This window comes from Corallococcus sp. AB045 (genome assembly GCF_003668895.1).
GTDB classification, from domain to species: Bacteria; Myxococcota; Myxococcia; order Myxococcales; family Myxococcaceae; genus Corallococcus; species Corallococcus coralloides.
Genome location: NZ_RAWN01000007.1, coordinates 41,905 through 65,579, shown reverse-complemented (window position 1 = coordinate 65,579; position 23,675 = coordinate 41,905). Strand labels below are relative to the sequence as shown.

The window sequence follows — 23,675 nt, the reverse complement described above, 5'->3', positions numbered from 1 at the left end:
GAGCGAGGCTGAGAAGCATCGTCCTCGGGAACCCTCGCGGTCTGCCCACATGCACCGTGAGCAAACCGAAAGGGCCCATACCCCTCCCGCCTCTACGCAGCGGCGTCGGGCGCCTGCTGGAGCTCCGACGCGTCGCTGACGGCCACCGTGCGCGTCTTGGCGATGAGCAGGTAGATGGCCGGCACGAAGTAGAGGGTGAAGAGCGTGCCCAGCGCCATGCCCGTCACCAGCACGAGCCCGATGCTGTTGCGCGCCGCCGCGCCCGGGCCCGACACCAGGACGAGCGGGAAGTGGCCCGCGACCGTGGCCACCGTCGTCATCAGGATGGGACGGAGCCGTTCGGAGGCCGCTTCCTTCACCGCCTCGAGCTTCGATTTGCCCTCCTCCTGGAGGCGGTTGGCGAAGTCCACGATGAGGATGCCGTTCTTCGCGATGAGCCCCACCAGCGTCACCAGCCCCACCTGCGAGTAGATGTTGAGCGTGGTGGTGAAGCTGTCCGTGAAGTACGGCATCATCGGGTTCGGCATCCGCAGGAACGTGGTCACCAGCGCGCCGAAGAGCGCCAGCGGCACCGACCCGGCGAGGATGATGAGCGGATCCCGGAAGCTGTTGAACTGGGCCGCGAGCACCAGGAAGATCAACACCACCGCCAGCCCGAACGCCGGAGCGAACGAGTCACCCTCCGTGCGCAACTGCCGGGACTCGCCCGTGTAGTCGATGCGGTAGCCCGCGGGCAGGATGCGCGCGGCCTCCGTCTCCAGGTAGGTGAGCGCCTCGTCCAGTGGACGGATGGCCACGCCGCTGAGCTTCACGGCGTTGAGTTGCTGGAAGCGGTTGAGCGACCGGGGCGCCACCTTGTCCTTGATGGACGCGATGGCCGACAGGGCCACGAGCTTGCCGTCGGGACCGGTGACGTGGATGTCCTTGAGCTGCTCCGGGGTGAGACGGGAGGAGCGCAGGACCTGCGGGATGACCTTGTAGCTGCGGCCGGCGATGTTGAACCGGTTGACGAAGTTGCCACCCACGGCGGACCCCAGGTCCTGGCCCACGGTCCCCAGGTTCAGCCCCAGCTGCGCCACCTTCTCGCGGTCCACCTCGAGCTCCGACTGGGGCTGGTCGAGCTTCACGTCGATGATGGGCGGGAAGGCGAACATCCCGCTCTGCGTCGCCTTCTCCTGGAGCTGCTGCGCGAAGCCCAGCAGCTCGTCCGCCTCCGCCGTGGAGGCGATGACGAACTCCACCGGGAAGTTGCCACCGCCCGGCAGCGCGGGGGGCTGGAGGGTGAACGTCTGGACCGCCGGGATGGTGTTCACCCGCTCCTGCGCCTCCGCCAGCACCTGCGCCGTGGTCCGCTGGCGCTCCTTGTACGGCTTCAGCACCAGGCCCCAGAAGCCATTGCTCGGCTGCACGATCTGGAAGTTGAAGCTGGACTCCGGCATCTCCATCAGCAACTCGCTCGTCTTGGTCACCGACGGCTTCAGCTGATCCAGGGTGCCGTTGGACGGCGTGCTCATGATGCCGATGACGAAGTCCTGGTCCTCCACGGGCGCCAGCTCCCGGGCCGACTGGTTGAACATCATCAGCGCGAGCACGCTCAGGAAGATCCACGCCGCGTAGATGGGCCCGCGGACGAGCAGCGAGCTGTCCAGGGTGCGGGCGTACGCGGCCCGCAGGCGCTCGAAGCCGCGGTTGATGACGCCCGCGAGTCCCTTGTCCTCGTGGCCCGCCTTCAGGAGCACGGAGGACATCATCGGGGAGAGCGTCAGCGCCACCACGCCCGACAGGGTCACCGCTCCGGCCAGCGTGAGCGCGAACTCGCGGAACAGCGAGCCCGTGAGGCCGCCCTGGAAGGCGATGGGCGCGTACACCGCGGCGAGCGTGAGGGTCATGGCGATGATGGGACCCACCAGCTCGCGCGCACTCTTGATGGCGGCGTCCACCGGGCGCAGTCCGGCGCGCAGGTGGCGCTCCACGTTCTCCACCACGACGATGGCGTCGTCCACGACCAGGCCTACTGACAACACCACCGCGAGCAGGGTGAGCAGGTTCACCGTGAAGCCGAACACCTGCATCAGGAACACCGTGCCAATGAGCGACACCGGAATGGCCACCACCGGCACCAGGATGGAGCGCACGGAGCCCAGGAACAGGAAGATGACCACGACCACGATGAGCAGCGTCTCGCCGAGCGTGCTCACCACCTCGTCGATGGCGTTCTGGATGTAGTCCGTGCCGTCGAAGGCGACGCCGCCGTGGATCTGCTCGGGCAGGTCCTTCTTGAGCGAGTCCATCTCCTTGCGGATGCGCTGCATGACGTCCAGCGAGTTGGCGTTGGGGAGCGACCAGATGCCGACGAAGACGGCCGTCTCCCCGTTGAGCGTCACGTCGGTGTCGTAGTCCTCGGCGCCGAGCACCACGTCCGCGACGTCCGACAGCCGCACCACCGCGCCGCCATCCTTGCGGACGATGAGCTGCTTGAACTCCTCCACGGAACGCAGGCCCGTGTTCGCCGTGAGGTTCACCTGCACGAGCGAGCCCTTCGTCTGGCCCACGGCGGCGAGCGAGTTGTTCGTGGCGAGCGCCTGGCGGACCTGGATGGGGCTGACGTTGAGCGCGGCCATCTGGTCCGGCTTCATCCACACCCGCATGGCGAACGTGCGCGCCCCGAGGATGTCCGCGCGCTGCACGCCCTCCACCGAGGACAGCCGGGGCTGCACCACGCGCACCAGGTAGTCGGACAGCTCGTTCTGCTCGAGGAAGTCGGAGGTGAAGTTGAGGTACGCGATGGCGAACTGGCTGTCCGCGGACTCGATGCCCATCACGGGCACCTGCGATTCGGGCGGAAGGTCGCCGCGAACCTGGTCGACCTTGGCGCTGATTTCACTCAGGGCGCGGTTGGCGTCGTAGTTGAGCTTGAGCCGGGCGCGGATGATGGAGATGTTCTGCGAGCTCGTGGACTCGACGTAGTCGATGCCGTCCGCCGCGGCGATGACGCGCTCCAACGGCGTGGTGATGAAGCCACGGACGAGCTCCGCGTTGGCGCCGACGTAGACCGTGGTGACGGTGATGTCGGCGTTCTCGCTGCGCGGGTACTGCCGCACGTTGAGGGAGCGCAGGGCCTGCAGGCCGGCGATGATGATGATGAGGTTGACGACCAGCGCCACGACCGGGCGCCGGATGAACAGGTCGGTGAGTTTCATGGGTTCGCCTTCTTGCGTCCCTACGGGTTCACCGGCTGGGGAGCGACCTCGATGGGCGGCGCCAGCGCGTTGTTCACGACGACGCTCGCGCCATTCCTCAGCTTGAAGACGCCGCTGCTGACCACGGTCTGCCCGGGCTTCAGGCCGGACGTCACGGCGACGTAGTCACCCCGGCGCTCTCCCAGCCGCACGAACTGCTGCCGCGCCAGCAGGGCCGTCTTGCCCGCGGCGTCCTTGCCCTCGGCGAGGGTGAACACCGAGTCACCGTACGGGGCGAAGAGCACGGCGGTGGCGGGAATGGCCACCACCTGCTCGCTGGCGTCGGAGAGCACCTCCACGCTGACGAACATGCCGGGCAGCAGCCGGCCGTCCGCGTTGGGCACGGTGGCGCGCATGCGCACGTTGCGGGAGGACAGCTCCACCTCGGGGTTGATGGTGGTGAGGTCGCCTTCCCAGGACTCGCCCGGGAAGACGTCGACGCGCAGGCGCACCTTCTGGCCCTGCTTCACCTGGGCCAGCGCCTGCTGGGGCAGCTGGAACTCCACGAGCGCGGGGGTGGAGGACTGCAGGGACGCGATGGGGTTGCCCGGGGAGACGAGCTGTCCCAGCTCCACCTGCCGGATGCCGATGCGGCCATCGAAGGGAGCGCGGATGGTCTTCTTGGCGATGAGGGACTTCAGGTGGGCCACGGTGGCGGAGGACTGGAGCGCCCGCGCGCGGACGGCATCCAGGTCCGACTGGGTGTTGGCGCCCTGGGCGTTGAGCTTCTCGGCGCGCTCGCGGGTCAGCCGCGAGAGCTCCGCGTCGGCCTCGGCGCCGGCCAGCTGGGCCTGCTCGCTGGAGGTGTCGAGCTGGATGAGCACCTGGCCCTTCTTCACCGAAGCGCCGTTCTCGAAGCGGATGTCGTTGACGACGCCCGGCAGCTCCGCGCTCAGGGTCACGCCCCGAAGCGCCATCACGGTGCCCACGGCGCTCCGGGTCCCCTGCCAGCCGAAGGACTCCGCCTGGGCGGACGTGACGGACTCGGGCGGCTGCACGAAGGTCTCACCGGCGCTGATCATCGAGACGATCTGGCCCGCCTTGACGGCGACGAGCCCCGCGAAGACCGCGAGCAGGAGCACCACGCCGATGATCCATCGCTTGAGGCGGCTGGCGCGGGGCGGTGAGGACGAAGGCACTTCAGCAGAAGGGGCATGCATCGTGGGCACTCGAACCGGCTGGCGGGAGCAGCCGTGTCAGGGAATTCGCCGCCCTGTAGCCGAACCGCCGTGCGTTTGCGCCCTTGAAAATCTGTTCAGGTTGTGACCACTCCCTGGGTTGGCCTGGGGTGCGATTTTTTCGAGCGGCCACGTGACGAGCCCGTTACGGGCTCGTGCTGGATGTGCCGGAGCAGCCAGGCGGCGGACGACTCAGCCTTCCACGGGACGGGTGAGGCCCAGTGTGTCCGCGTAGCTGTGCAGCCCGCGAATGTGATTGCCACCGTCGACGGCGAGGGTGTCACCGGTGATCCATGACGCGAGGTCGCTGCAGAGGAACGACACCACCTTCGCCACGTCCTCCGGCTCGCCACACGGTTTTCCGAGCGGCGTATGGGCGAGGAACTCCCGCCCCATGGCGCCCTTCATGAGGCCGGCACCCTCGGCCAGGGGGGTGCGGATGGCGCCCGGGGCCACGACATTCACACGAATGCCGTACCGCCCCAGCTCCGAAGCCGCGACCTTCGAGAAGTTCGCGAGCCCCGCCTTGGAGGCGCAGTAGTGGGCGAGCCCATCCGTCACGGCCGTCTGATTCAACGAGGAGATGTTGACGATGGAGCCCGGCTGCTTCGCGGCGACGAGCGCCCTCGCGAGCGCCTGGGTGAACAGGAAGGGCCCCTTGAGGTTGATGGCCAGGATCTGGTCGAACTCCTCCGCCGGCAACTCAAGGAGCGGGCGGAGGGTGGCCGACCCTGCGTTGTTCACCAGGATCCCCGGGAGGCCGAACTCACGCGTGGCAACCTCAATGGCCTGCGCCACGTCCTCCGCACGAACCACGTCGCCCGCGAAGGGCACGGCCCGCGCGTGCCCCTCCATCATCCGGTTGAGCTCTCCGGCGGCCGCCTCCACCTTCTCCCGGGTCCGCCCGAAGAGAAGGACGTTGGCTCCGTCCCGCATGAGGCGCGCGGCGATTCCCAGTCCGATGCCCTGGCCCGACCCCGTCACGATGGCACTGCTCGATATCAGCTTCATGGTGGCTCCTGTGTGCTTCGCGGACGGGTGTGAACCTACTTCACCGCGCGTGCGAATCGAACGGCACGGTCATGGGCGTCGGCCGCGGCACGACGTCCCCTGTCTCCCGTACAGCCGAAGGACGCGGCTCACCCTGGCCTCGCCGATGCCCAGCAGGCGGGCCCCGCGCCCGTGTGCATTGCAGGGACAATCCAGGGATGATCCAGCACGTCCCGCCCCGCCCTGGGGCGACGCATGGGATGGGTGCCGCGTTGAGTGAAGAGATCGTCTACCGCCATGCCATCGAGGGGCTCTTCCTGCGCTCCGTGGGCACGCGCCTCACGCCGGAACTCAAGGACCGGCTGCGGGCCATTGGCCTGGACCTGGATGAGAAGATCCCGCACCACACGCCCCGCCACGTCTTCGCGGAGGCCCTGGGCATCACCGCGCGCCACCTGTACCCGGACGTGGACGCGAATGAAGGCTACCGGCAGCTCGGCATGGCCGTCATCAAAGGCCTGGAGCACACGCTGCTGGGCAAGGCGCTCGTGTCCCTGTGGCCCATCTTCGGGCCCGACCGGGTGCTCTCCCGCATGCAGGAGAGCTTCGCCACGGTGAACAACTACCTGAAGACCGAGCTCATCACCCACGGCCGCGCGAACCACACCATCAAGGTGAGCGAGTGCAACGGCAACCCGGGCTACCACATGGGCATCATCGAAGCAGGGCTGACCCGGGCCGGCGCGAAGAACATCCGCGTGGAGCCCTTCGACTTCAACGGCCACGCCTGTTCCTACCGCGTGCGCTGGGATTCGTAAGTCTTCAGCGCGGGCTCCCACCGGACAGGACCGGACAAGGGCGAGCTCGGTTCAATCGGGCGCAGCACCCGCCCCTGGATATCGAGCGCCAGAGCCTCGGAGGCCTCCCCCAGCACCTTGCCCGTTCGCAGATCAATCCGTTTCCCCATGATGAGCACCGTGTCGCCTGCCCGGAGCAAGCCGGAGTCCGGCGATTCGCTCAAGACGTTCGGTGGAAACCCCGTCTCCACGTTCCAGAGCCACAGCCGTTCTCCCCACCGGCCATCGGGCTCAACGGGTTTGACGCGCTCCTGCAGCAGGGCATGCGCCCCCAGGGACGCCACCAAATCCCCAAAGGGCACCACTCGAACGGTGCGCTGCTTCAGGTCAATGACGGTGTCCACCGCCTTTGAAGGCCCGGGCTCGGAAGAAGCCAACAACGACAACAGCCTTCCGTCGCTTCCGGACAAGCCGACGTACCTGTCCGAAAACGGGAGAGAGACCCGCCAACCCAGGGGTTGATGAACCCTGGCGCCGTGCAACTCCACGGGGCCAAGTTCCGGCTGTGTCTCGCATACCACTACGACCTGCTCGTGCACCGCGTCCGCGAACACCAGGGTTGCGTTGCAGCTCGATGGGACCCAGGTCTCACGGCGTCCATCCGCATGTTCGAGAATGATGGAGCGGTCCGGAGCGCGCCGCAGCATTCCTTCACCCATGGGTTGCAGGATGTCGTCGCCCTGGAGGAGCGGGCCTCCCTCCAGCCGGCGGTAGCGGCGCACGGGGGTGTCTCCCTCCCAGCCGAAGTGCGAGCTGGAGCTGACCGGCCCCCGGCATGTCGCGGATGCGAGCGTGGTGTCCTCTTGGGGCCAGCTCTCTTTTCCGTCCGAGTTCGTGTCCTCCACCACGTCGAACACCGCCCACTGACCAGAGGGATCCAGCAGGACCTGCCCAATCAGGCCGCGACCTGCATCAAGCACGCGCTCGGTCCCCTGAAGCAGGTCTCGCACGACGGCGACAGGGCGCCCGGCCTCGGGACGCAGGTAGAGAAGCCGCAGGCCATCCCGGGAGAAGCTGGCGCGGAGGGGAGGCTGGGGGCTCGTCGTGTCAGGTATTACCTCCGAGGCCAGCACCTTCTCCTCGCGGGCCTCCACGTCGAGGAGCCAGAGCGTGGTGTCACGGACCAGGACGAGAAAGCGTCCCGTGGGAGCTACGGCGAGCACCTCGTCGATGCGGATGCCTGCTCCGGGCTCCAGGAAGAGGTACGGGCGAAGCGCGTCACCCACGATATTGCCGTGGTAGCCGAAGACGGTCTCGATGCGCCCATCGCCGTTGGTGTCCTCTCGTGCCTGGCAGGCGAGGATCCACCGCCCGTCCGATGCGGAGTCCAGGAGCAGGAACGGATGCGCGGTGCCGTAGTCCTCGGAAGGGGTGGAGGGAGCCACTGCCGCCACATGCGGCGTGAAGAAGGTCGGACGTGACGCGGGCCCCTGGGAGGCGCACGCGGACAGCATCACGGTGAACAGCAAGAGATGAAGACGCATATGACCTCCGTCGCATGCTCCGGCAGAGTCTGAATCCGGGGTGCTCGGCATGGTGGCGACATCCTTTATTCCCTGTCTTTTGTTCCCATGCACTTTGACAACTGACGCCTTCGCAAGGTTCTGAGGAGTGCGTACTCAAGCTCGCACGGCCGTGCCTGCTCGCGCTGACAGAGCAGTCGACCGAAAGTGCACTTCCAGCGGGGGCCACGAAAGCCGGTGGTCTCCCAGAGCTCGCCCCAGGGACAAGCGGCCCCGAGCATGCCGGCACACCGATGATGTTCCTCGGCCTGGACAGTGACGACGACGCCTGGTCTGCCGACAGTGACCTGTCTTCCCTCCGTGAAGAGGTGCTCATGGGAACCAGATTCTGGGGCACCCGGTGGCCAGGCAGAACGAAGTGTTACGCGAGGTCCACCAGGCAGCCGTGAACCGGCAGACGGGCAGTCCTGACGACGGGGGCTTGCTGATGCAGTACGCACGGGACGAAGTCCCGAGCGCGAAGCAGACGTCCCTCGAAGCTGATGGACGCGCAGTGGCTGGACGTGAAGGAAGCAGTGAAATGAAGGGGATCAGGAGCGTTGCCCTCGCAGCGCTTCGTCGTCCCTGACACTGGGGGGGCAGCGCGGACCGCGTCATTCATCCAGTTCTTCGACTCGGCATTGCAAAGTCAATTCCTACCCATCGAACCATGGACGCAGAGGATTGACGCGGAGCACAGCGCTCCAGGAGAATATCCCGTACGATGTGCCCGCCAATGCTTTCCGTCTGAGCCTGCAGCAGCGCGACTGGGAACCCAAGAGGAGGCAGTCATGCATCGTCATTCGGTCGAGAGAGTACGCGATGAAATCGCAACCACGAGGAGGCCGTGGCCCGTCCTGCTCGCTGCGCTATTGCTGGGCTCCACGGGCTGCTACCATGCCGGGCGACACGCGGTGGCGCAGCAAATGCAAGCATCATTCAGAGAGGCCCGTCTGAGCGAAGCGCTCAATGATGAGCGGGAGTTGTCTCAGAAGATGCTTGACCTGGAACTGGCCGCCGTACGGCGCTCCGTGGACGTTGAGCGCGACAATGCCCTCACGCTGATCCTGGGGCAGCCACTGGCAGGTGGCGGAGGCAACGGCGAGTGCAGTCCCAAGTGGAGCGGCGGCAAGGCTGGCAGCCTGCTGTGCGACATCGACTTTCGCATTGAGCGACTCCTGTCGGTCCAACACCAATGCCTCACGGGTTCGACTGACGGAGTGGCATGCGCCGAAGCATCCGTGCTCGGCCAGGTGCATGCCTATGTGGAATTCCAGAACAAGAGGGCACGCAATGAAGCCTCGCTCAAGGATTTGGCGCGAATGATCAACCTCACGCGCAAGTCGCGAGGGCTCTCCGCGCTGCCATTGACGTGTTCGACGAGCGGACTCGAAGAGCTCAAGGCCCCACTCTCCAAGGCGAGCCCCGGGGAGGTGGGAATCCCCATGGCTCAAATCTATGTCACCGACTGCACCGATGAGCTCGCCACCAGGCCACCGCAGATAAACACCGGCCTCATCCCGGACGCGCAGCGTGAACTCGATGCGCTCTCCACTGGCTTGGATCAATCATCCACGAACGCGAAGACGGCCAAGCAAGAGTTCGACGCGGCCCTCGCTGCCTACAATGAAGCGGTGTCCAAGGAGAGCGACACCAAGACGGCCTTGGAGAACGTGAAGACGAAGCTCGAACTGCTTGGCACCGCCAAGGGCAACACGCACCTCCCCGAAGAAGCCGCCGACGCCGCTGCGCGGTACGACGCAGTGGTCCTTGCAATCAACCACATCCTCGAAGGCAAGCCGGCGGACAAGAGCGGTATCGAGCGAGCATTGGTGACGGCGATCAACATCGACAAGCTCGAGCAAGCAGAGCGGCTGCCCGTCCTACTGCTTGAAGCGGAGCGGCTGCGGGGCCTGACAGAAGCAGCCAATGCCCGCCTGGCGCATGCGGAGCGGCAGCGCACCCTGCTTCGGACGCGCATCGAGGCGCTTGGGGATGAGCTCCGCCTGCTCCTGGAGGCGCGACGGATTGCGGCGGGCCCCGCGCGTGCCTGTGCCACGGCCAAACCCTCCTTGATGGAGTCACTCCAAGAGGCGAGCGGCACTTGCAAGATCGATCTCGCTACCGCGCTCATTCACTACGGGAACTCATGGTCCGTCGGTGAGCGACGGGCACGTGTCGCCCTGGTCCAACTCAACGGTGACCTCCATCAGCAGGCGCTCGATCTCTCCGCTGTTGCCCTCAGGCAGTGGGAGAACGTCCTGGCGGTACCAATCAATGCCGTGGTGGAGAGGCATGCAGGCGGCGTGAAACCAGAGGACCTGGCGCGCCTCCTCGTGGAGATCGCAGGTTTCACCGCGGTTGGCCTCGCCACGGCTCTTTAACCCCTGACCCAAGGTGGGACGATGATTGGCACTCGATGGATGTTGGTCGGATGCACCCTGGTGGTGATGGGCTGCGGTGGCGTAGGGCCCGAGGTCCGCATCGCCGGGACAGTTGAGGTGTTCCAGAAAAGCGAGCAGGCCTTCGTCGACATGCGGCGGGAAGTCGTGCGTGAGCGGCAGGCACTGATGAACGCCCAGGAGGCAACGGACGCGCGGCTCCGGGCGGAGGTCGACCAGCGAATCGCCGCATACAAGGTGGCGGGCGACGAGAAGCGCCAGAAGGTGTTCGCGGAACTCCTGGCCGCGACGAACACCGCCGCGGAGGTGAGCGATGCGCTCGAAAAGCAGGCGGAGCAACACCGGATGATCCTCGCCGAAGCGAACACGAAAGTGGCCATCCGCCAGGACAAGCTGAACGAGGTGGTCGCGAAGCTGTCGGCGCTGGGGCAGGAGCAGTCCATCGCCGAACAGGCGAAGTTCATGGCCGACTACCTTTCGAAGACGCAGGGGGAGTTCAAGAAACTCAAGGAGGCCGCGGAGGCGGCGCTCGCTCAGGAGAGACAGCAGACGGAAGCCCTGAAGGACGCGAGCGCCCCTCTCACGCGGCCCAAGTGACGTGCTCGGAGCATAGAACGACAGTGGCATGCCTACGACAAGGGAGATGAGGTCATGACAGTCGACGAGAAGCTCAATGAGCTGGGGATGGCGTGGATCCGCATCTACAAAGCGGTGAATCTGCTGGCGGATCGAATCGATGACGCCGATGTAACGGAGGGCGAGCGCGCGATGATCGCTTTGCGCTTTCCGACGCTGCGCGCGGACCGCGACGCGATACAGGCGCGCATCGTGGCGCTCACCGCGAACGCAAGCGAGCTGGGGCTCGTGAGTGATGACGCCTTTCAGCAGATGAAGAGTGTCGTCGCGCAACTGCAATCCGTCACGAAACAGCAGGCCCTCGTGACGCAGCTGCTGAACGTGGCGACGGACGCGGCGGCGGCGGCGCGCTCGATCACCGGCTGAGGCAGCCGCAGCGCGACACGGCGGCACCAGGGGCTGCTGGACAACGGCGTCCCCGTGGTGGCTTGCACTGAGCTCGAGGCCACTGGGACTCCCCCAAGCAGGCGGGACTTGGTCGCGGGGCCCGCCGGCTTCGCGACCGCCTGGGTCACCGTGCCGCTCTCAACCGCTGACGCCGCCTTCACTTCCGGCGCGGGAGCAGGCTCCTCCTTCTTGCTGCATGCGGCACTGCTGAGCACCGCGGAGGCGAGCAGGACGTATGAGATTGGAAAGGCCTTCAACGAAGGCTCCGTGATGGGTTTGGCCGCGTCATCTTCGACGCCGACCGCTGACGCTGGATGTCAGACCGCATCTGTAGAAGGTCATCCCGACGATGACCGACAAAATCACCTTTCCTGAAGAACCAGCATTTCAGGATCCGATCAAAACACCTGGGCGTCTTCGTCAGTCCATGGGGTCCGCGCAAGGAACCGCCCTGCTCTCCGCGGAGCGGCTTTCCTTCGCCTTTCCCCAGGGGACGCCCGTACTCCGCGATGTCTCCCTTCACTTGAAGGGGGGAACATCCGTGGGACTGCTCGGCGCCAATGGCGCGGGCAAGACAACGCTCTTGGGGGCGCTCACCGGCACCGTGCGAGGAACGACGGGAGGCTCGGTGCGGCTCGACGTGGGTGGGCTTCACGCCCGCCGCGCCATCGGGTTCGCGACGCAGGCCATCGCGCTCTATCCCGTGCTCACGGTGGAGGAGAACGTCGGGCACCTGGCCCGGCTGTTGTTGGGGCGCAGAGAAGCGAAGGCCGCCATCGCGCGGACCCTGGAGGAGTTCGCGCTGGGTCCCATTGCCCGCATGCGCGTGCATCACCTGTCGGGTGGGCAGCGGCGGCTCGTGCATCTGGCGGCGAGCTTCGTCCATGCGCCTCCCATCCGGTTGCTGGATGAGCCCACCGTCGCGCTCGACTTCGAAGCCCGCCAGCTGGTGGTGCGCCGGGTACGCGCGTGGCGCGAGGAGGGCGCCGCGGTGCTCGTCACCGCGCACTACCCCGAGGACATCGAGGAGCTGTCCACGGAGCTGGTGCTGCTGCGGGACGGGAAGACTCGTGACCTGGGGGAGTTGGGCACCGTGCTGTCGAATCAGGTTCGCACGCTGTCGCTGCGTGGCGCGCGTCCCGACGCATCGTGGGAACTCACGCTCGCCACCAGCAGCCTGGAGGAGGTCCGCTCCAAGCTGGGCGAGGTCCCCTCCGATGTCCACCTGTCCGAGCTGCGCCTGTCCGGCAACCGGCTCCGCGACATCCTGCTGAGGGACCCGTCCCTGAGCGCCTTCGCTCGGGAGTCAGAGGGGCCATGAATCACGACATCGCTTCCAGTGCCCCCTCCGCTCCCAGCGGCGTGGCGGGTTTTGTCAACGTAGTGCGTTGCTACGCCCTGACGGAGTGGCGGGTGCTCGCACGCGAGCGCACGGCCATGGTGTTCATCTTCATCCTGCCCGCGGTGCTCTCCGCCATCCTGGGCCCGGGTGTGTCGGGGCTCGACACGGCTCCGGGCGCCATGGGCCGGGCCACCATCGGCTTCGCGGTGATGTTCAGCTACATGGTGGTGACCTACTCCGGTCACGCGTTCTACCGGGACTTCTGGTACCACACCGACGGCAGGCAGGCGCTGATCCGCCCCTCCCGGCTCGCGTTCGCCATGGGCAAGGTGCTGCCCGCTTGCGCGATGTCCTTCGTGCAGCTGCTGCTCTTCACGGGCTTCGCGGCGGTGTTCCTGGGCCTGCCGCTCAACGGCAACGTCCTCCAGGTGGCCCTCACCGGCGCGGCGCTGGTGACCAGCGGTTCGGCCCTGGGCTTCCTCCTCTTCGCCATCACGCGCAGCACCGCCACGCTCTCCAACCTCTCCTACCTGGTGCTGGTGACGTTCAGCGCGGTGGGTGGCGCCATCGTCGCCACCGAAGCCCTGCCGGGTTGGTCGCGCACGCTCGGCTACGCCACGCCGCACTACTGGGCCCTGCGCGCGCTCAACGAAGCCACCTTCGGCGCAGGCCGCTGGAGCGTCGTGCTCCAGAGCACCGCCGTCATCCTCACCTTCACCGCTGTCTGCGCGACCGCCGCGAGTCTGGCGTTCGACTTCCGGGACCAAAAACATGACACGACCTGAACAAGACACGGCGGACCGCCCTCGGGCGCCCGTCATCCAGCGGCTGCTCGGGGACCCGCGCGTGGCGCAGGCCCGCCTGGGCAAGCGCATTGGCCGCCTCCCCTACTTCACGCGGGTGGAGTCGGCCACCGGCCCCATCACCCGCATGGAGGGCCGGGACATCCTCAACTTCGGCTCCAACAACTACCTGGGGCTCGCGAACGACCCTCGCGTCATCGCCGCCGCGCAGGAGGCTTCCGCCCGCTGGGGCGCGGGCGTGACGGGTTCGCGCCTGCTCAACGGCAACCTGACACTCCACGAGGAGTTGGAAGAAGCCCTGCGGCGCTTCTATGGCCGCACTGGCGCCATGGTGTTCTCCACCGGCTACGGCGCCAACCTGGGCCTGATGAGCTCGCTCCTGGGCCGCAATGACCGCGCCTGGGTGGACGAGGAGATGCACGCCTCCGTCCTGGACGGCGTGTGGCTGGCGCGCGCGAACATGAAGCGCTTCGGCCACAACGACCCGGAGCACCTGCTGGCCCAGGCGAAGGACGACACCGCCTCCGGCCTCTGTGTCGTGGAGGGCGTCTACTCCATGCGCGGAGACCGGGCCCCGCTGCGCCGGTTCCTGGAGGTGTGCCGGGAGACGCGGCTGGCGCTCGTCGTGGACGAGGCGCACGGCCTGGGCACGGTGGGCGCGCGGGGGCTGGGCACCGTGGAGGAGGACGGCGTCGTCCAGGACGCGGACTTCATCACCATCACCTTCTCCAAGAGCCTGGGCTCCTGCGGCGGCGCCATCATCGGGGACAAGGCCCAGATTGAAGCGCTGCGCGTCCTCACGCGGCCCTTCCTCTTCACCGCCGCCAACACGCCGGCCTCCGTGGCCGCGGCCCTGGCCGCCCTGCGCATCCTCCATGAGGATCCGGGGCTGGTGGCCCAACTGAAGGAACGGGTGCGCTCGCTGCGCGAGGCGCTGGTGGAGCGCGGGCTGCGCCCCATTCCGTCCGACGGTCCCATCGTCAGCGTGGAGGTGGGCGCGGACTTCGACACGCTCCAGGCGTGGAGGCTGCTGTGGAACCGGGGCATCTACGCCAACCCGGTCATCCACCCGGCGGTCCCCGCGGGCCACGGCCTGCTGCGCCTGAGCGTGATGAGGACGCATGAGGAGCAGATGGTGCGCACCGTCGCGGACGCGTGCGCGGACGTTTTCTCGGACTTGCAGCTGTCCCATACGGGACTGGGGAAGGTGGCATCATGAAGCGCACACATCAGCTTTCCAGTGGTCAACCGCTCACCATGCAGACGCTTCGCGCCCATGGCGTGGACGTTGAACGCATCCTGTCGGAGCTGGTCAGTGACCCCGCCTCGTGCGGCGTGCTGCTGACGGGTTCGCTCGCGGCCGGAAATGGCACGCCCAGCTCGGACGTGGACCTGATGGTGCTGGTGCCGCACCGCACGTCGCTCATCTCCACGAAGGAGGGCGTGCGCTTCAAGAACAGCCGCTTCAGTGAAGCGCTCCAGTACTGCGACGGCATCGAGGTCAACATCGAGCTGGCGGAGCGCGGCCGCGTCGCGGAGATCATGACGTGGATGACGGCCATCGCGCCGGCGCTCTACAAGCCGTCCGAGCTGAAGTTCATCCCCATCATCGACGGCCCGGAGCTGCGCTTCCTGCACCGGCTGCGCGTGGGATTGCCGCTGATGAACCCGAGCCTGGTCGCGAGCTGGCGGGACGAGTTCCTGGTGGAGCTGCTGCCCACCTACCTCACCGTGCGGCACTTCATGGAGGTCCACGAGTACCTGGAGGACGCCATCAGCCACCGCGCCGTCAGCGAGGAGTCCAGCCGGCACGTGGCGCGCATCGCGGTGGAGGAGGCGCTGGTCTCCATCCTCGCGGCCCTGGGGATAACGAGCGCGGCGCGCAAGTGGCTGCTCATCGAGTCGCGCAAGGCGATGGCCACCGCGGGTGAGGTGGACCGGGGCCTGCTCGAGGAAGGGCTCCTGCTCCACGCGGACTGCGCGACGGGCCCGCTGGGCGGGTGCCTCACGCGCATCGAAGCACTCCACCAGCGCATGGCCCAACGCATGTCGGCGGAGCCGGAGCTGGCGCGCGCGGTGGAGTTCCTCCAGGGCAGCATCGACTACGTCCTCGAGCACCAGGGATGAGCGCCTCCGGATACACGGCTCACCCGGTCCGCGCTCCCGCGAGGACGCGGCTGGGGGACGCACTGGGACAACTCTACGGGGCGGAGCGCGCGGAGGCGCTCGTCCGGGAGCTGACCCAGGCGGCGGAGGGCGTCCGCGCGTGCCTTCGGCCCGGGCGCGCGGCGGTGGACGCGCGGCCCGCGGTCATCGCCGTGTATCCGGACCACGTGCTCGATGGGGACATGGCTCCGCTCGCGGCGCTGCGGCGCTTCCTCCTTGAGGAGGTGGGCGGCGTGGGGCCGGCCCTGCTGCATGTGCTCCCGCCCTATGTGTCGGACGGGGATGACGGCTTCGCGGTGGTGGACCACCAGGCCGTGCATCCGCGCCTGGGGGCGTGGGAGGACCTGGAGCGGCTGTCGGAGGTGAGCGGCGGGCTGATGCTCGACCTGGTGATGAACCACGTGTCCACGTCGCACCCGGCGTTCCGGGACGTGCTGCGCGGGGAGGGACGGCCAGGGGACTTCCACCTCTTCTCCGAGCCGCGGGCCATCGAATGGGGCACGCGGGTGCGGACCTCCTCCATCCTCCAGCGCTTCGACACGGGGACCCGCGCGGTCTGGGCGTGGTGCACGTACGGGCGCGCACAGGTGGACCTGAACCACGGCTCGCCGGACGTCTTCCTGTCCATGGCGGGGACCCTGCTGCGGCTGGTGGAGGCGGGCGCGCGGGTCGTGCGCCTGGATGCCATTCCCCACGTGTGGAAGCGCGTTCCCGGAGGGCCGCACCAGCCGGAGGCGAAGCTGCTGGTGCGCGCGCTGCGCGCCGTGGCCGACCTGGTGGACCCGTCGGTGCGCCTGCTCGCGGAGACGGACCACCGCACGGGCGAGCGGTGCTACCTGGGCGAGGAACTGGCACAGCACGACAACCACCTCGCGGTGCCGCTGCTCGTCTTCGCGGCGGCGCTCGCGGGCGAGGGCGGTCCGCTGGTGGAGTGGGTGAACGCGTCCGCGTCAGATGCCCACGTCCGTGACGGCTACGCCTTCCTCCAGACGCATGACGGCGTGCACCTGCGTCCCATGGATCCGCCGCTGGCTGCCCCTACCCTGCGGCGGGTGATGGAGCGGCTGGAGCGCGCCGGGGTCCGGGTGTCCCACGCGGACGTGGGGGGCGAACCCCGGCCGTACGAGCTCAACAGCTCCCTGCATCGCATCTTCTCCACGGAGGCGGGGCTCGACGTCGAGCGCTACCTGGCCGCGCACGCGCTGCTCTTCGCGCTCCCCGCCACGCCCTGTCTCTACTTCCCCACGCTGTTCGGGCTGCCGGACGCGGTGGGCGTCGAGCCCTCCAATCCTCGCGCCGCGAACCGGCACCGGTACTCGGATGGGGCCCTGCGTGCGCGGGTCCGTCAGCCGGTGCACACGCGCATCCTGAAGTCCCTGCTGGGCCTCATCCGCCTGCGCGACCGGACGCCCGCGCTGCGGGAGGACAGCGGCTGTGAGGCGCGGCTGCCAGCGCCCCAGGTCCTGCACCTGGCGCGAGGCCATGCCCGTCAGCCCCTGCACGTGTTCGTGAACTTCGGCGTGGACCCCGTGTCCGTCTCCGTGCCGTTGCGGAAGTGGACGGACCTGCTCGGCGGGCGTCAGGGCCAGGGGGACGTCCTGCTCGCGCCTTCCGAAGCGCTGTGGCTCGTGGAAGCCGGGAATGGAGAGCTCACATGAGAAACGCTGCCAGTGTGTCCAGCCTCGTGGAGGCCTTCGGCTCGCGTCCGGGGAGCGAGGAGTTCGTCTTCACGTTCTTCGACCCGTACGCCATCGGGCTCGGGCTCGCGGAGGAGGCGCTCGCGTTCCTGGAGCGCGAGGGCTTCCGCGTCGTGGACCGGCGCTTCGTCCAGTACACGCAGAGCAGCATCGAGGCGGTGTACAGCCCCAACCGGCCCATCGCGCTCGACAAGACGTGGGCCGTGCCCAGCGAGGTGTACCTGCTGGAGTCCTCCTGCGCGCTCATCCTCCGCACCCCGAGCCGGTCGGCCTGCGCGGCGTTCAAGTCGCTCAAGGGGTCGGCGAATCCGCACAAGCGCTCACCGCACCACCTGCGCAGCCAGCTCCAGGCCCCGACGCGCGCGCTGAGCCTCATGCATTCCTCGGACGACACGCGCGCCATGATTGAAGAGGCCGCCACGGCCTTCGATCCTCGTGAGCTGCGCATGCTCCTGGAGTCGGAGGGGCGCCCCACCCGGCGCGCGAGCTCCGCCATCCAGCAGCTGCCGGGGGCGGTCGTGGGCCGGGCATGGCGGCCTTCGCCCATGGAGTTCCTGGTCCACCTCCGCCTGCGCCTCGCGGAGGAGGTGGAGCTCGTCGCGCCCCTGCCGGAGGAGCTGGTCTCGCCGTGGCGCGAGGCTGCGAGCGAGTTGGAGGGGCTCCGCTTCGAGCCCTCGGCGTCGCGCGAGGTGTACCTGCGCGTCGTGGCCCGCGAGGCGGCGCTGGTGAACGACGCGGTCCAGGCGGGGCTTTCGCATCCGCGCCGGCCCGGGATGTTCGACTACCGCGTGGAGCCGGCGCTCGCCGCCACGGTGCTGGAGTTGCTCCACCACCCGGCGCTGTACCGCGAGACGGACCTCACTCGACTCATCGGCCCGCTGGGGGCGCTGGTCCGCAACGCCTACGAGCGCGTGCTCCTGCGCAGCGCGCTCCAGGAGTTCGAATGACCCCGTCACCCTGCCAGCGGTACGCGTTCGAGCACCCGGCTCTTGAGGATGAGGTCGTCGTGCGTACGCAGGATGGAGAGCTCGGTCACGTCGAGCTCCACGATGGTCGTCTCGCGGAAGCGCCTCAGCACGTCGAAGAGTTCGTCCGCCTCGTGCACGTCCAGCTCGGAGTTGAAGCGCAGGTGGTCCATCAGCTGGAGACAGCCGATGTAGAAGCCCGGGTGGAGCGAGTGGCCCAGGCGCGTCTGGACCTCGGTGAGGTGGTCCACGGGGTTCGGGCCATCCGTCAGCTCCGGGTAGACGGGGAAGTAGATGCGGCCGTTCTTCTTGCCCCAGAACCAGCCGCCCTTCACCTGGATGCGGAAGCGCGGGAAGCCCTCCAGCCGCTGCTTCACGAAGGGCACGATGTCCGCGATGAGCATCCGTTCATGCAGCCCGTTGCAGATGGTGAAGTGGTGTCTGTATTTGCGCCGCTCGACGATGTCCCAGGCGATTTTGCGCGCCGCGGCGGTCATGGCCACAGCGTTCATGAAGCGGTTGAACTGGGGGCTCTGCGCGAAGGCGCCGAAGTCCACGAAGCCCACCAGCGAGACGCGGGGCGCGCGGTAGGTGCCCAGCCAGTCGTAGCCGGCCTTGAGGTCGAACGGCACGACCTCCGGGTGGTCGGGCCGCACCAGCGGCAGCTGCATCAAGCGGTACTCGTAGGAGAGGACATGGTCCTCGGACGGGCGGGGCTGAAGCTCATTGCCCGCGCGGCGGTACGCCAGCCGCTCATCCGTGGCGAAGGTTCTCATGCATCGAATCCACCACACGTGGGCAGAGGCCACAATGCGATGCCGCGCACGCGCCATGCCCCACGTCCGCTCGTGCGAGGTCGCCCGTGACAGCCCTGGAATGCGAAGCCGTGATGTTTCGCCCCACCCCTCCGATTGGAAATCCTCCTGACTGCCGCATCCGTGGCGTAGGCCCCGTGCACGCCTCCATGCGGGCCTGGGCCGAGCGCGTCCTGGACACGCTCGCCCAGACGTACGACGGCGTGCCGCTGACGCTCGTGTTCAAGGGAACGGTGCTCCCGCGTCCGCGCGCGCTCCGCCTGCGGCTCCAGGCGGCCCCCGCCATCATCGCAACCTGGCGGGGAGAGTGCCGCTTCATCGTCGGAAGGACCCAGGTGGTACGTGCGGCGATGGAAGGCTGGGACGTGGACGAGGTGGCGGACAGGCTTGCCCAGGCCGGAGACGTGGCGCGCTTCGAGCTGGAAGACGACGAGGTCTCCAGCGAGCCCCAGGCCCCCGTGGGCCGGCTCGTGCTGGGGGACAAGGCGCGCACGCTCGACGTCCTTTCGGAGCTGCACGGGCCGTGGCGCATCTCCCCGCCGCACATCGTGCGGAGCGTGGACTGGACCCGGGACCGGGACGCGGTGCTCCGGCGGGTGCGGGAGCGCTTCGGCAACGACCGCGTCGTGGTGCGCTCCTCCTGCTCCGCGGAGGATGCGTGGACCGCGTCGAACGCGGGACGCTTCCTCTCCGTGCTCGACCTGGACGCGGGTGATGCCGAGGCCGTGGGCAGCGCCATTTCAGACGTGTTCGAGTCGTACGGTCCGAGTGCCAGGGAGGAGAAGGTCTTCCTCCAGTCCTACGTCCACCCCGTGAGCGAAAGCGGCGTGCTGATGGCGCGGCACCCGGAGACGCTGGCCTCGTACTGGGTGGTGGCGTCGGACGTCTCCAGCGGGCGCACGGATCAGATTACGTCCGGCGCATTGGAGAAGCCTTCGTCCGCGTACGTGGAGCACGGCGTGCCGCGGGGCCTGTTGCCGGACTCGCTCCGTCGCGTCGTCAGCGTGGGGCGTGAGCTGGTGAAGCTCATTGGCGTGGAGGCGCTGGACATCGAGTTCGCGCTGGCGGGCGGTGACTTCCACCTCCTCCAGGTGCGGCCCATCGCCAAGGGTTCGTCGCTGCCGGAGGGAGGCGAGGTCCGCCGGGCGATGCTGCTGGCGGATGCCTGCACGGCGCACCAGGCGCTGCTGCGGCCCAAGGCCCCCGTCGTTGGAGACGGCCCCGTCTACAGCACGATGACGGACTGGAACCCGGCGGAGATGATTGGCCGGCGCCCACTTCCGCTCGCGAGGACGCTCTACGGCAGGCTCATCACGGACCGGACCTGGGCGGAGCAGCGCGCGGCCTACGGGTACCGCGACCTGCGCGGCACTCCCCTGCTGCGCGACTTCGCGGGGCACACCTACGTGGACGTGCGCGCCTCGCTCAACTCCTTCATCCCGGCCGTCACCCCCGCGCGCGTGGCGGAGGTCCTGGTCACCCAGCAACTGGCCCGGCTGGCCAGCGCCCCCGAGCTGCACGACAAGGTGGAGTTCGAGATCGCGGACACGTGCGCGAGCCTCGGCCTGCGCGAGCGGCTCCGGAGGCTCTACGCGTCCTCGCTGGATGCAGGCGAGCTGGACGCCCTGGCCACCACGCTGCGGGACATCACGCTCCACGGACTTCGCGACCTGCCCGCGCAGGTGGAGCAGGTGGAGCAGCTGCGGGCGGAACCGTTCGCGCCCGGCTTCGAGGGCGGGCTCGGCCCCATCCTCGCGCGCCTGCGCAAGCTGGGCACCCTGCCCTTCGCGCATCTGGCGCGGACGGCGTTCGTGGTGACCGCGCTGCTCAAGAGCTTCGTGCGCGAAGGCGTGATGAATTCGAGCGAGCAGCGCGAGGTGCTCCAGCGCATCCGGACGGTGGCGGGACAACTGCAAGCGGACGCGCATCGCGTGCGGAGGGGCGAGCTGGGCCTGGAGGCGCTCGTCGCGGAGTTCGGGCACCTGCGCCCCGGGACCTATGACATCCGGATGCCTCACTATGGCGCGGATCCCGAGCGCTACTTCGGCCCGCTCATCTCTGGAGCGGAGGAACCGTTCAGGCACGAGGCGCCCCTGTCCCGGAGCCTCCACGAGCGCCTGGGCGCGGGCCTCCGGAGCGCCGGCCTGTCGATGACCAGCGAGGTGTTCCTCGCGCACCTGGGCGCGGGCATCGCGGGGCGCGAGTACGGCAAGCACGTGTTCACGAAGACGCTGAGTGGCGTGCTCGAACACCTCGCGGCGTGGGGCGAGCCGCTGGGGCTGAGCCGGGATGACCTGGCGCACCTGTCGCTGGAGCAGGTGGAGACCGCCCTGGCGCTGCCTCCGCTTGAAGCCCGGTCGTGGTGCCGCGACGCCGTGGAGGAGGCCCGCGAGCATGCCTCCGCCGTCAACCTCATCGAGCTGCCGGACATCCTGACGCGCACGTCGCACCTGCTCTTCCACGTGAGCAGTGGAGAGCAGCCCCTGTTCGTCACCAAGGCGTGCGTGCGCGCGCCGGTGCTGGTCGCGGACGGGCTGCCAGACCCGGAGAGCGTGCGCGGCAACATCGTGCTGCTGGAGCGCGCCGACCCCGGCTACGACGGGCTGCTCGCGCTGGGCGTCGCCGGCATTGTCACGGCGTACGGGGGCGCGAACTCGCACATGGCGGTGCGCTGCACCGAGTTGCAGCTGCCCGCCGCCATCGGCGTGGGCCGGGAGCAGTTCCGGCGGCTGTCGGGTGGGCGGGTGATGACGCTGGACTGCGGGGGGCGCAGGCTCGTCCATGAGTGAGCGCCGCGTGGCCCTCATCACCCAGCGCAGCGACCGTGTCCCGGGGCGTCCGGAGGTGCGGGATGCGCTCGAGGACTCCTGGGCCTCGGGACTGTGGGAGTCCGGCTGGGTGCCGTTCCCCGTGGTGAACGTGGCCGCCGCGGCCGCGGCCCAGTTCGAAGCCCTCCGTCCACGGCTCGTCATCCTGAGTGGAGGCAACGACGCTCCGGGAACGGGACCGGACTGCGTTCCCGCGCGCGACGAGACGGAGTCCGTCCTCCTGTCGCTCGCCGCTCGGACGCGGACGCCGGTGCTGGGCGTGTGCCGGGGCGCGCAGATGCTCGCGCGCTTCGCGGGGATGCGGCTGGTGCCTGTCGAAGGCCACGTGCGCGCGCGCCACGCGCTGACGGGTCCACTCGCCCAGACGTGGCGGGGCCCCGCGGAGGTGGCGAGCTTCCACCACTGGGGCGTGGCGGAGGACTCCATGCCTGACGGATGGGACGTCCTGGCGCGCTCGGAGGACGGCGCGGTGGAGGCCTTCGCGAACCGTGAGCGGCGCTCGCTGGGCGTCCTCTGGCACCCCGAGCGGGAGCCCCATCACCTTTCCTCGGTCCTCGAATCCATGGAGGCGTACGAACCGTGAAAGCCATCATCCTTGCAGCGGGCCTTGGCACCCGCATGGGGCCGCTCGCGGCGAACCGGCCGAAGTGTCTGGTGGAGCTGGCGGGAGCCCCGCTGCTCGACCATCAGCTGGCCGTCTACGCGCACTTCGGCGTGGACGTCACGGTGATGGCTGGCGCGTATCCCGAGCTGACCGGAGCGGGGCGTAACGTGCGCGTCGTGGTGAACCCGGCCTACACCACCGGCAACATGGTCTCCACGCTGCGCTTCAGCCTGCCGGTGGTGTCCCGCACGGAGCCGGTCCTCGTCTCCTATGGGGACATCGTCTTCTCGCACGAGGTGTTGGCGCGGATGCTCTCTGCGTCCCGGGACGTCGAAGTCGCCATCGACACGCAGTGGCGCCGGCTCTGGGAGCTGCGGATGGAGGACCCCACGACGGACTGCGAGTCCTTGCGCCTGGAAGACGAGCGCATCGTGGACATCGGCTCGCGGGTGCGTTCGGTGGAGGAGGTGCAGGGGCAATACATCGGGCTGCTGCGGTTCGGGCCCGGCGTCCTGCACTCGCTCCTGGAGCGCTTCGACCAGCGCGTGGCGAGGGACCCGCGTTACTGGAACATCTCCATGACGGCCTTCCTCCAGGACCTCATCTCCGAGGGCGTGGCGGTCCACGCCGTGCGCATCGCATCCGGCTGGCTGGAGGCGGACAACGCGGAGGACCTGCGCCGCTACACCGAGGCCCACGCTTCGGGAGCACTGGCGGGCTTCTGGTCCCCCACGGCCGTCAGATGAGGCGCACCCACGGGTCCCCGGCGTCCTGGAGCAGCGAGAAGCCAGCGCGGTAGCGCTCCTGGATGTCGGGGACGAAGGTCAGCGCACGGACGGCCTCGTCCCAGTCCGGCCAGGTGAGGTGCTCCGAACGGACGGCGTCGCTGAAGGGCGTGTCGTCCGTGAGGTGGAAGTGCACCTGGCCCACGTCCTGCCGGGGGCCCGCGTTGACGAGCACCGAAGCAGGGGCCCGCTGCCGCGCTCCGGCGATGAGCGCGAAGAGGTCCGCGCGAAGTCCGGCGTGGCGCGGGTGTGCCAGGGCGAAGACATCTGGCACGCCGCGCAGGGGAACGGCGATGTGGTGGAAGGTGCCGTAGACGGGACGCGGGTGGCGGTAGATGGCGGCCTGCTCCGAGCGGTCCACGGAGGTGAGGGGCAGGAGCCGGTCCGCGTGCGCGAAGCCGAAGCGCACCAGGGAGCCAGAGGCAGGGGTACGCGCCATCCGGAACGCCAGCTGTTTCAGGGTTGCCATGAACGTCCTT

19 protein-coding genes are annotated in these 23,675 nt (G+C 68.5%); 13 read left to right on the top strand and 6 right to left on the bottom strand.

From position 1 onward, the window contains the following. Window positions 1-92 precede the first annotated feature (92 nt). From D7Y21_RS03065 to D7Y21_RS03055, 3 genes are all read right to left on the bottom strand, one after another. Window positions 93-3,200: an efflux RND transporter permease subunit gene (locus tag D7Y21_RS03065; RefSeq protein ID WP_120561498.1), complete on the bottom strand. Its 3,108-nt coding sequence runs from the start codon at window positions 3,198-3,200 to the stop codon at window positions 93-95. 20 nt (window positions 3,201-3,220) lie between these two features. Continuing rightward, window positions 3,221-4,399 carry an efflux RND transporter periplasmic adaptor subunit gene (locus D7Y21_RS03060; protein ID WP_121711134.1) on the bottom strand — a complete coding sequence of 393 codons (1,179 nt, stop codon included), beginning with the start codon at window positions 4,397-4,399 and terminating at the stop codon, window positions 3,221-3,223. A gap of 210 nt (window positions 4,400-4,609) precedes the next feature. Further along, the gene (locus tag D7Y21_RS03055; RefSeq protein WP_121711132.1) at window positions 4,610-5,428 is read right to left on the bottom strand and encodes an SDR family NAD(P)-dependent oxidoreductase; all 819 of its coding nucleotides are present in this window, start codon (window positions 5,426-5,428) and stop codon (window positions 4,610-4,612) included. Between the two features lie 251 nt (window positions 5,429-5,679). Here D7Y21_RS03055 and D7Y21_RS03050 point away from each other — a divergent pair, with 251 nt between their 5' ends. After that, window positions 5,680-6,225, top strand: a complete 546-nt coding sequence (locus D7Y21_RS03050; protein WP_233591367.1) for a DUF2378 family protein — start codon at window positions 5,680-5,682, stop codon at window positions 6,223-6,225. On the opposite strand, the gene D7Y21_RS03045 is transcribed toward D7Y21_RS03050, so the two are convergent. Continuing rightward, window positions 6,201-7,748: a hypothetical protein gene (locus tag D7Y21_RS03045; protein ID WP_121711130.1), complete on the bottom strand. Its 1,548-nt coding sequence runs from the start codon at window positions 7,746-7,748 to the stop codon at window positions 6,201-6,203. The genes D7Y21_RS03050 and D7Y21_RS03045 overlap by 25 nt on opposite strands. A gap of 809 nt (window positions 7,749-8,557) precedes the next feature. On the opposite strand from D7Y21_RS03045, the gene D7Y21_RS03035 reads away from it, so the two are divergent. The 9 genes from D7Y21_RS03035 (at window position 8,558) to D7Y21_RS02995 (ending at window position 18,146) form a co-directional block, all read left to right on the top strand. Beyond that, window positions 8,558-10,150: a hypothetical protein gene (locus tag D7Y21_RS03035; protein ID WP_147469171.1), complete on the top strand. Its 1,593-nt coding sequence runs from the start codon at window positions 8,558-8,560 to the stop codon at window positions 10,148-10,150. Between the two features lie 21 nt (window positions 10,151-10,171). Further along, a complete protein-coding gene (locus D7Y21_RS03030) occupies window positions 10,172-10,765 on the top strand; it encodes a hypothetical protein (protein WP_147443097.1) in 594 nt (197 codons plus the stop codon). Window positions 10,766-10,819: 54 nt separating this feature from the next. Continuing rightward, window positions 10,820-11,170 (top strand): hypothetical protein, encoded by a 351-nt coding sequence (locus tag D7Y21_RS03025; protein WP_120561490.1) that lies wholly within the window; start codon window positions 10,820-10,822, stop codon window positions 11,168-11,170. A 370-nt stretch (window positions 11,171-11,540) separates the two neighbouring features. Continuing rightward, the gene (locus tag D7Y21_RS03020; protein WP_121711126.1) at window positions 11,541-12,512 is read left to right on the top strand and encodes an ATP-binding cassette domain-containing protein; all 972 of its coding nucleotides are present in this window, start codon (window positions 11,541-11,543) and stop codon (window positions 12,510-12,512) included. Beyond that, a complete protein-coding gene (locus D7Y21_RS03015; RefSeq protein ID WP_121711124.1) occupies window positions 12,509-13,318 on the top strand; it encodes an ABC transporter permease in 810 nt (269 codons plus the stop codon). Before D7Y21_RS03020 ends, D7Y21_RS03015 begins: the two co-directional genes overlap by 4 nt. Next, window positions 13,305-14,555 (top strand): aminotransferase class I/II-fold pyridoxal phosphate-dependent enzyme, encoded by a 1,251-nt coding sequence (locus D7Y21_RS03010; RefSeq protein WP_120561487.1) that lies wholly within the window; start codon window positions 13,305-13,307, stop codon window positions 14,553-14,555. The genes D7Y21_RS03015 and D7Y21_RS03010 overlap by 14 nt, the downstream gene beginning before the upstream one ends. After that, window positions 14,552-15,463 (top strand): nucleotidyltransferase domain-containing protein, encoded by a 912-nt coding sequence (locus tag D7Y21_RS03005; RefSeq protein ID WP_121711122.1) that lies wholly within the window; start codon window positions 14,552-14,554, stop codon window positions 15,461-15,463. The genes D7Y21_RS03010 and D7Y21_RS03005 overlap by 4 nt, the downstream gene beginning before the upstream one ends. Then, a complete protein-coding gene (locus tag D7Y21_RS03000) occupies window positions 15,460-17,160 on the top strand; it encodes an alpha-amylase family glycosyl hydrolase (protein WP_121711120.1) in 1,701 nt (566 codons plus the stop codon). The genes D7Y21_RS03005 and D7Y21_RS03000 overlap by 4 nt, the downstream gene beginning before the upstream one ends. Further along, the gene (locus tag D7Y21_RS02995) at window positions 17,157-18,146 is read left to right on the top strand and encodes a nucleoside-diphosphate kinase (protein ID WP_121711118.1); all 990 of its coding nucleotides are present in this window, start codon (window positions 17,157-17,159) and stop codon (window positions 18,144-18,146) included. Before D7Y21_RS03000 ends, D7Y21_RS02995 begins: the two co-directional genes overlap by 4 nt. A 5-nt stretch (window positions 18,147-18,151) precedes the next feature. Here the strand turns inward: D7Y21_RS02995 and D7Y21_RS02990 are convergent, their stop codons facing one another. Next, window positions 18,152-18,940 carry a hypothetical protein gene (locus tag D7Y21_RS02990; RefSeq protein WP_121711116.1) on the bottom strand — a complete coding sequence of 263 codons (789 nt, stop codon included), beginning with the start codon at window positions 18,938-18,940 and terminating at the stop codon, window positions 18,152-18,154. A gap of 176 nt (window positions 18,941-19,116) precedes the next feature. On the opposite strand from D7Y21_RS02990, the gene D7Y21_RS02985 reads away from it, so the two are divergent. From D7Y21_RS02985 to D7Y21_RS02975, 3 genes are read left to right on the top strand one after another with little or no spacing between them, the layout of a single operon-like run. Beyond that, the gene (locus tag D7Y21_RS02985) at window positions 19,117-21,768 is read left to right on the top strand and encodes a PEP-utilizing enzyme (protein WP_158627217.1); all 2,652 of its coding nucleotides are present in this window, start codon (window positions 19,117-19,119) and stop codon (window positions 21,766-21,768) included. Beyond that, the gene (locus D7Y21_RS02980) at window positions 21,761-22,390 is read left to right on the top strand and encodes a gamma-glutamyl-gamma-aminobutyrate hydrolase family protein (protein ID WP_121711112.1); all 630 of its coding nucleotides are present in this window, start codon (window positions 21,761-21,763) and stop codon (window positions 22,388-22,390) included. Before D7Y21_RS02985 ends, D7Y21_RS02980 begins: the two co-directional genes overlap by 8 nt. Further along, entirely contained in the window at window positions 22,387-23,157 is a 771-nt protein-coding gene (locus D7Y21_RS02975; protein WP_121711111.1) for an NTP transferase domain-containing protein, read from the top strand. The genes D7Y21_RS02980 and D7Y21_RS02975 overlap by 4 nt, the downstream gene beginning before the upstream one ends. Here D7Y21_RS02975 and D7Y21_RS02970 read toward each other — a convergent pair. Further along, on the bottom strand, window positions 23,150-23,665 hold the full coding sequence (locus D7Y21_RS02970; protein WP_147469170.1) for a homoserine O-succinyltransferase: 516 nt from the start codon (window positions 23,663-23,665) through the stop codon (window positions 23,150-23,152). The two genes, D7Y21_RS02975 and D7Y21_RS02970, sit on opposite strands and share 8 nt — an antisense overlap. Between the last annotated feature and the right edge of the window lie 10 nt (window positions 23,666-23,675).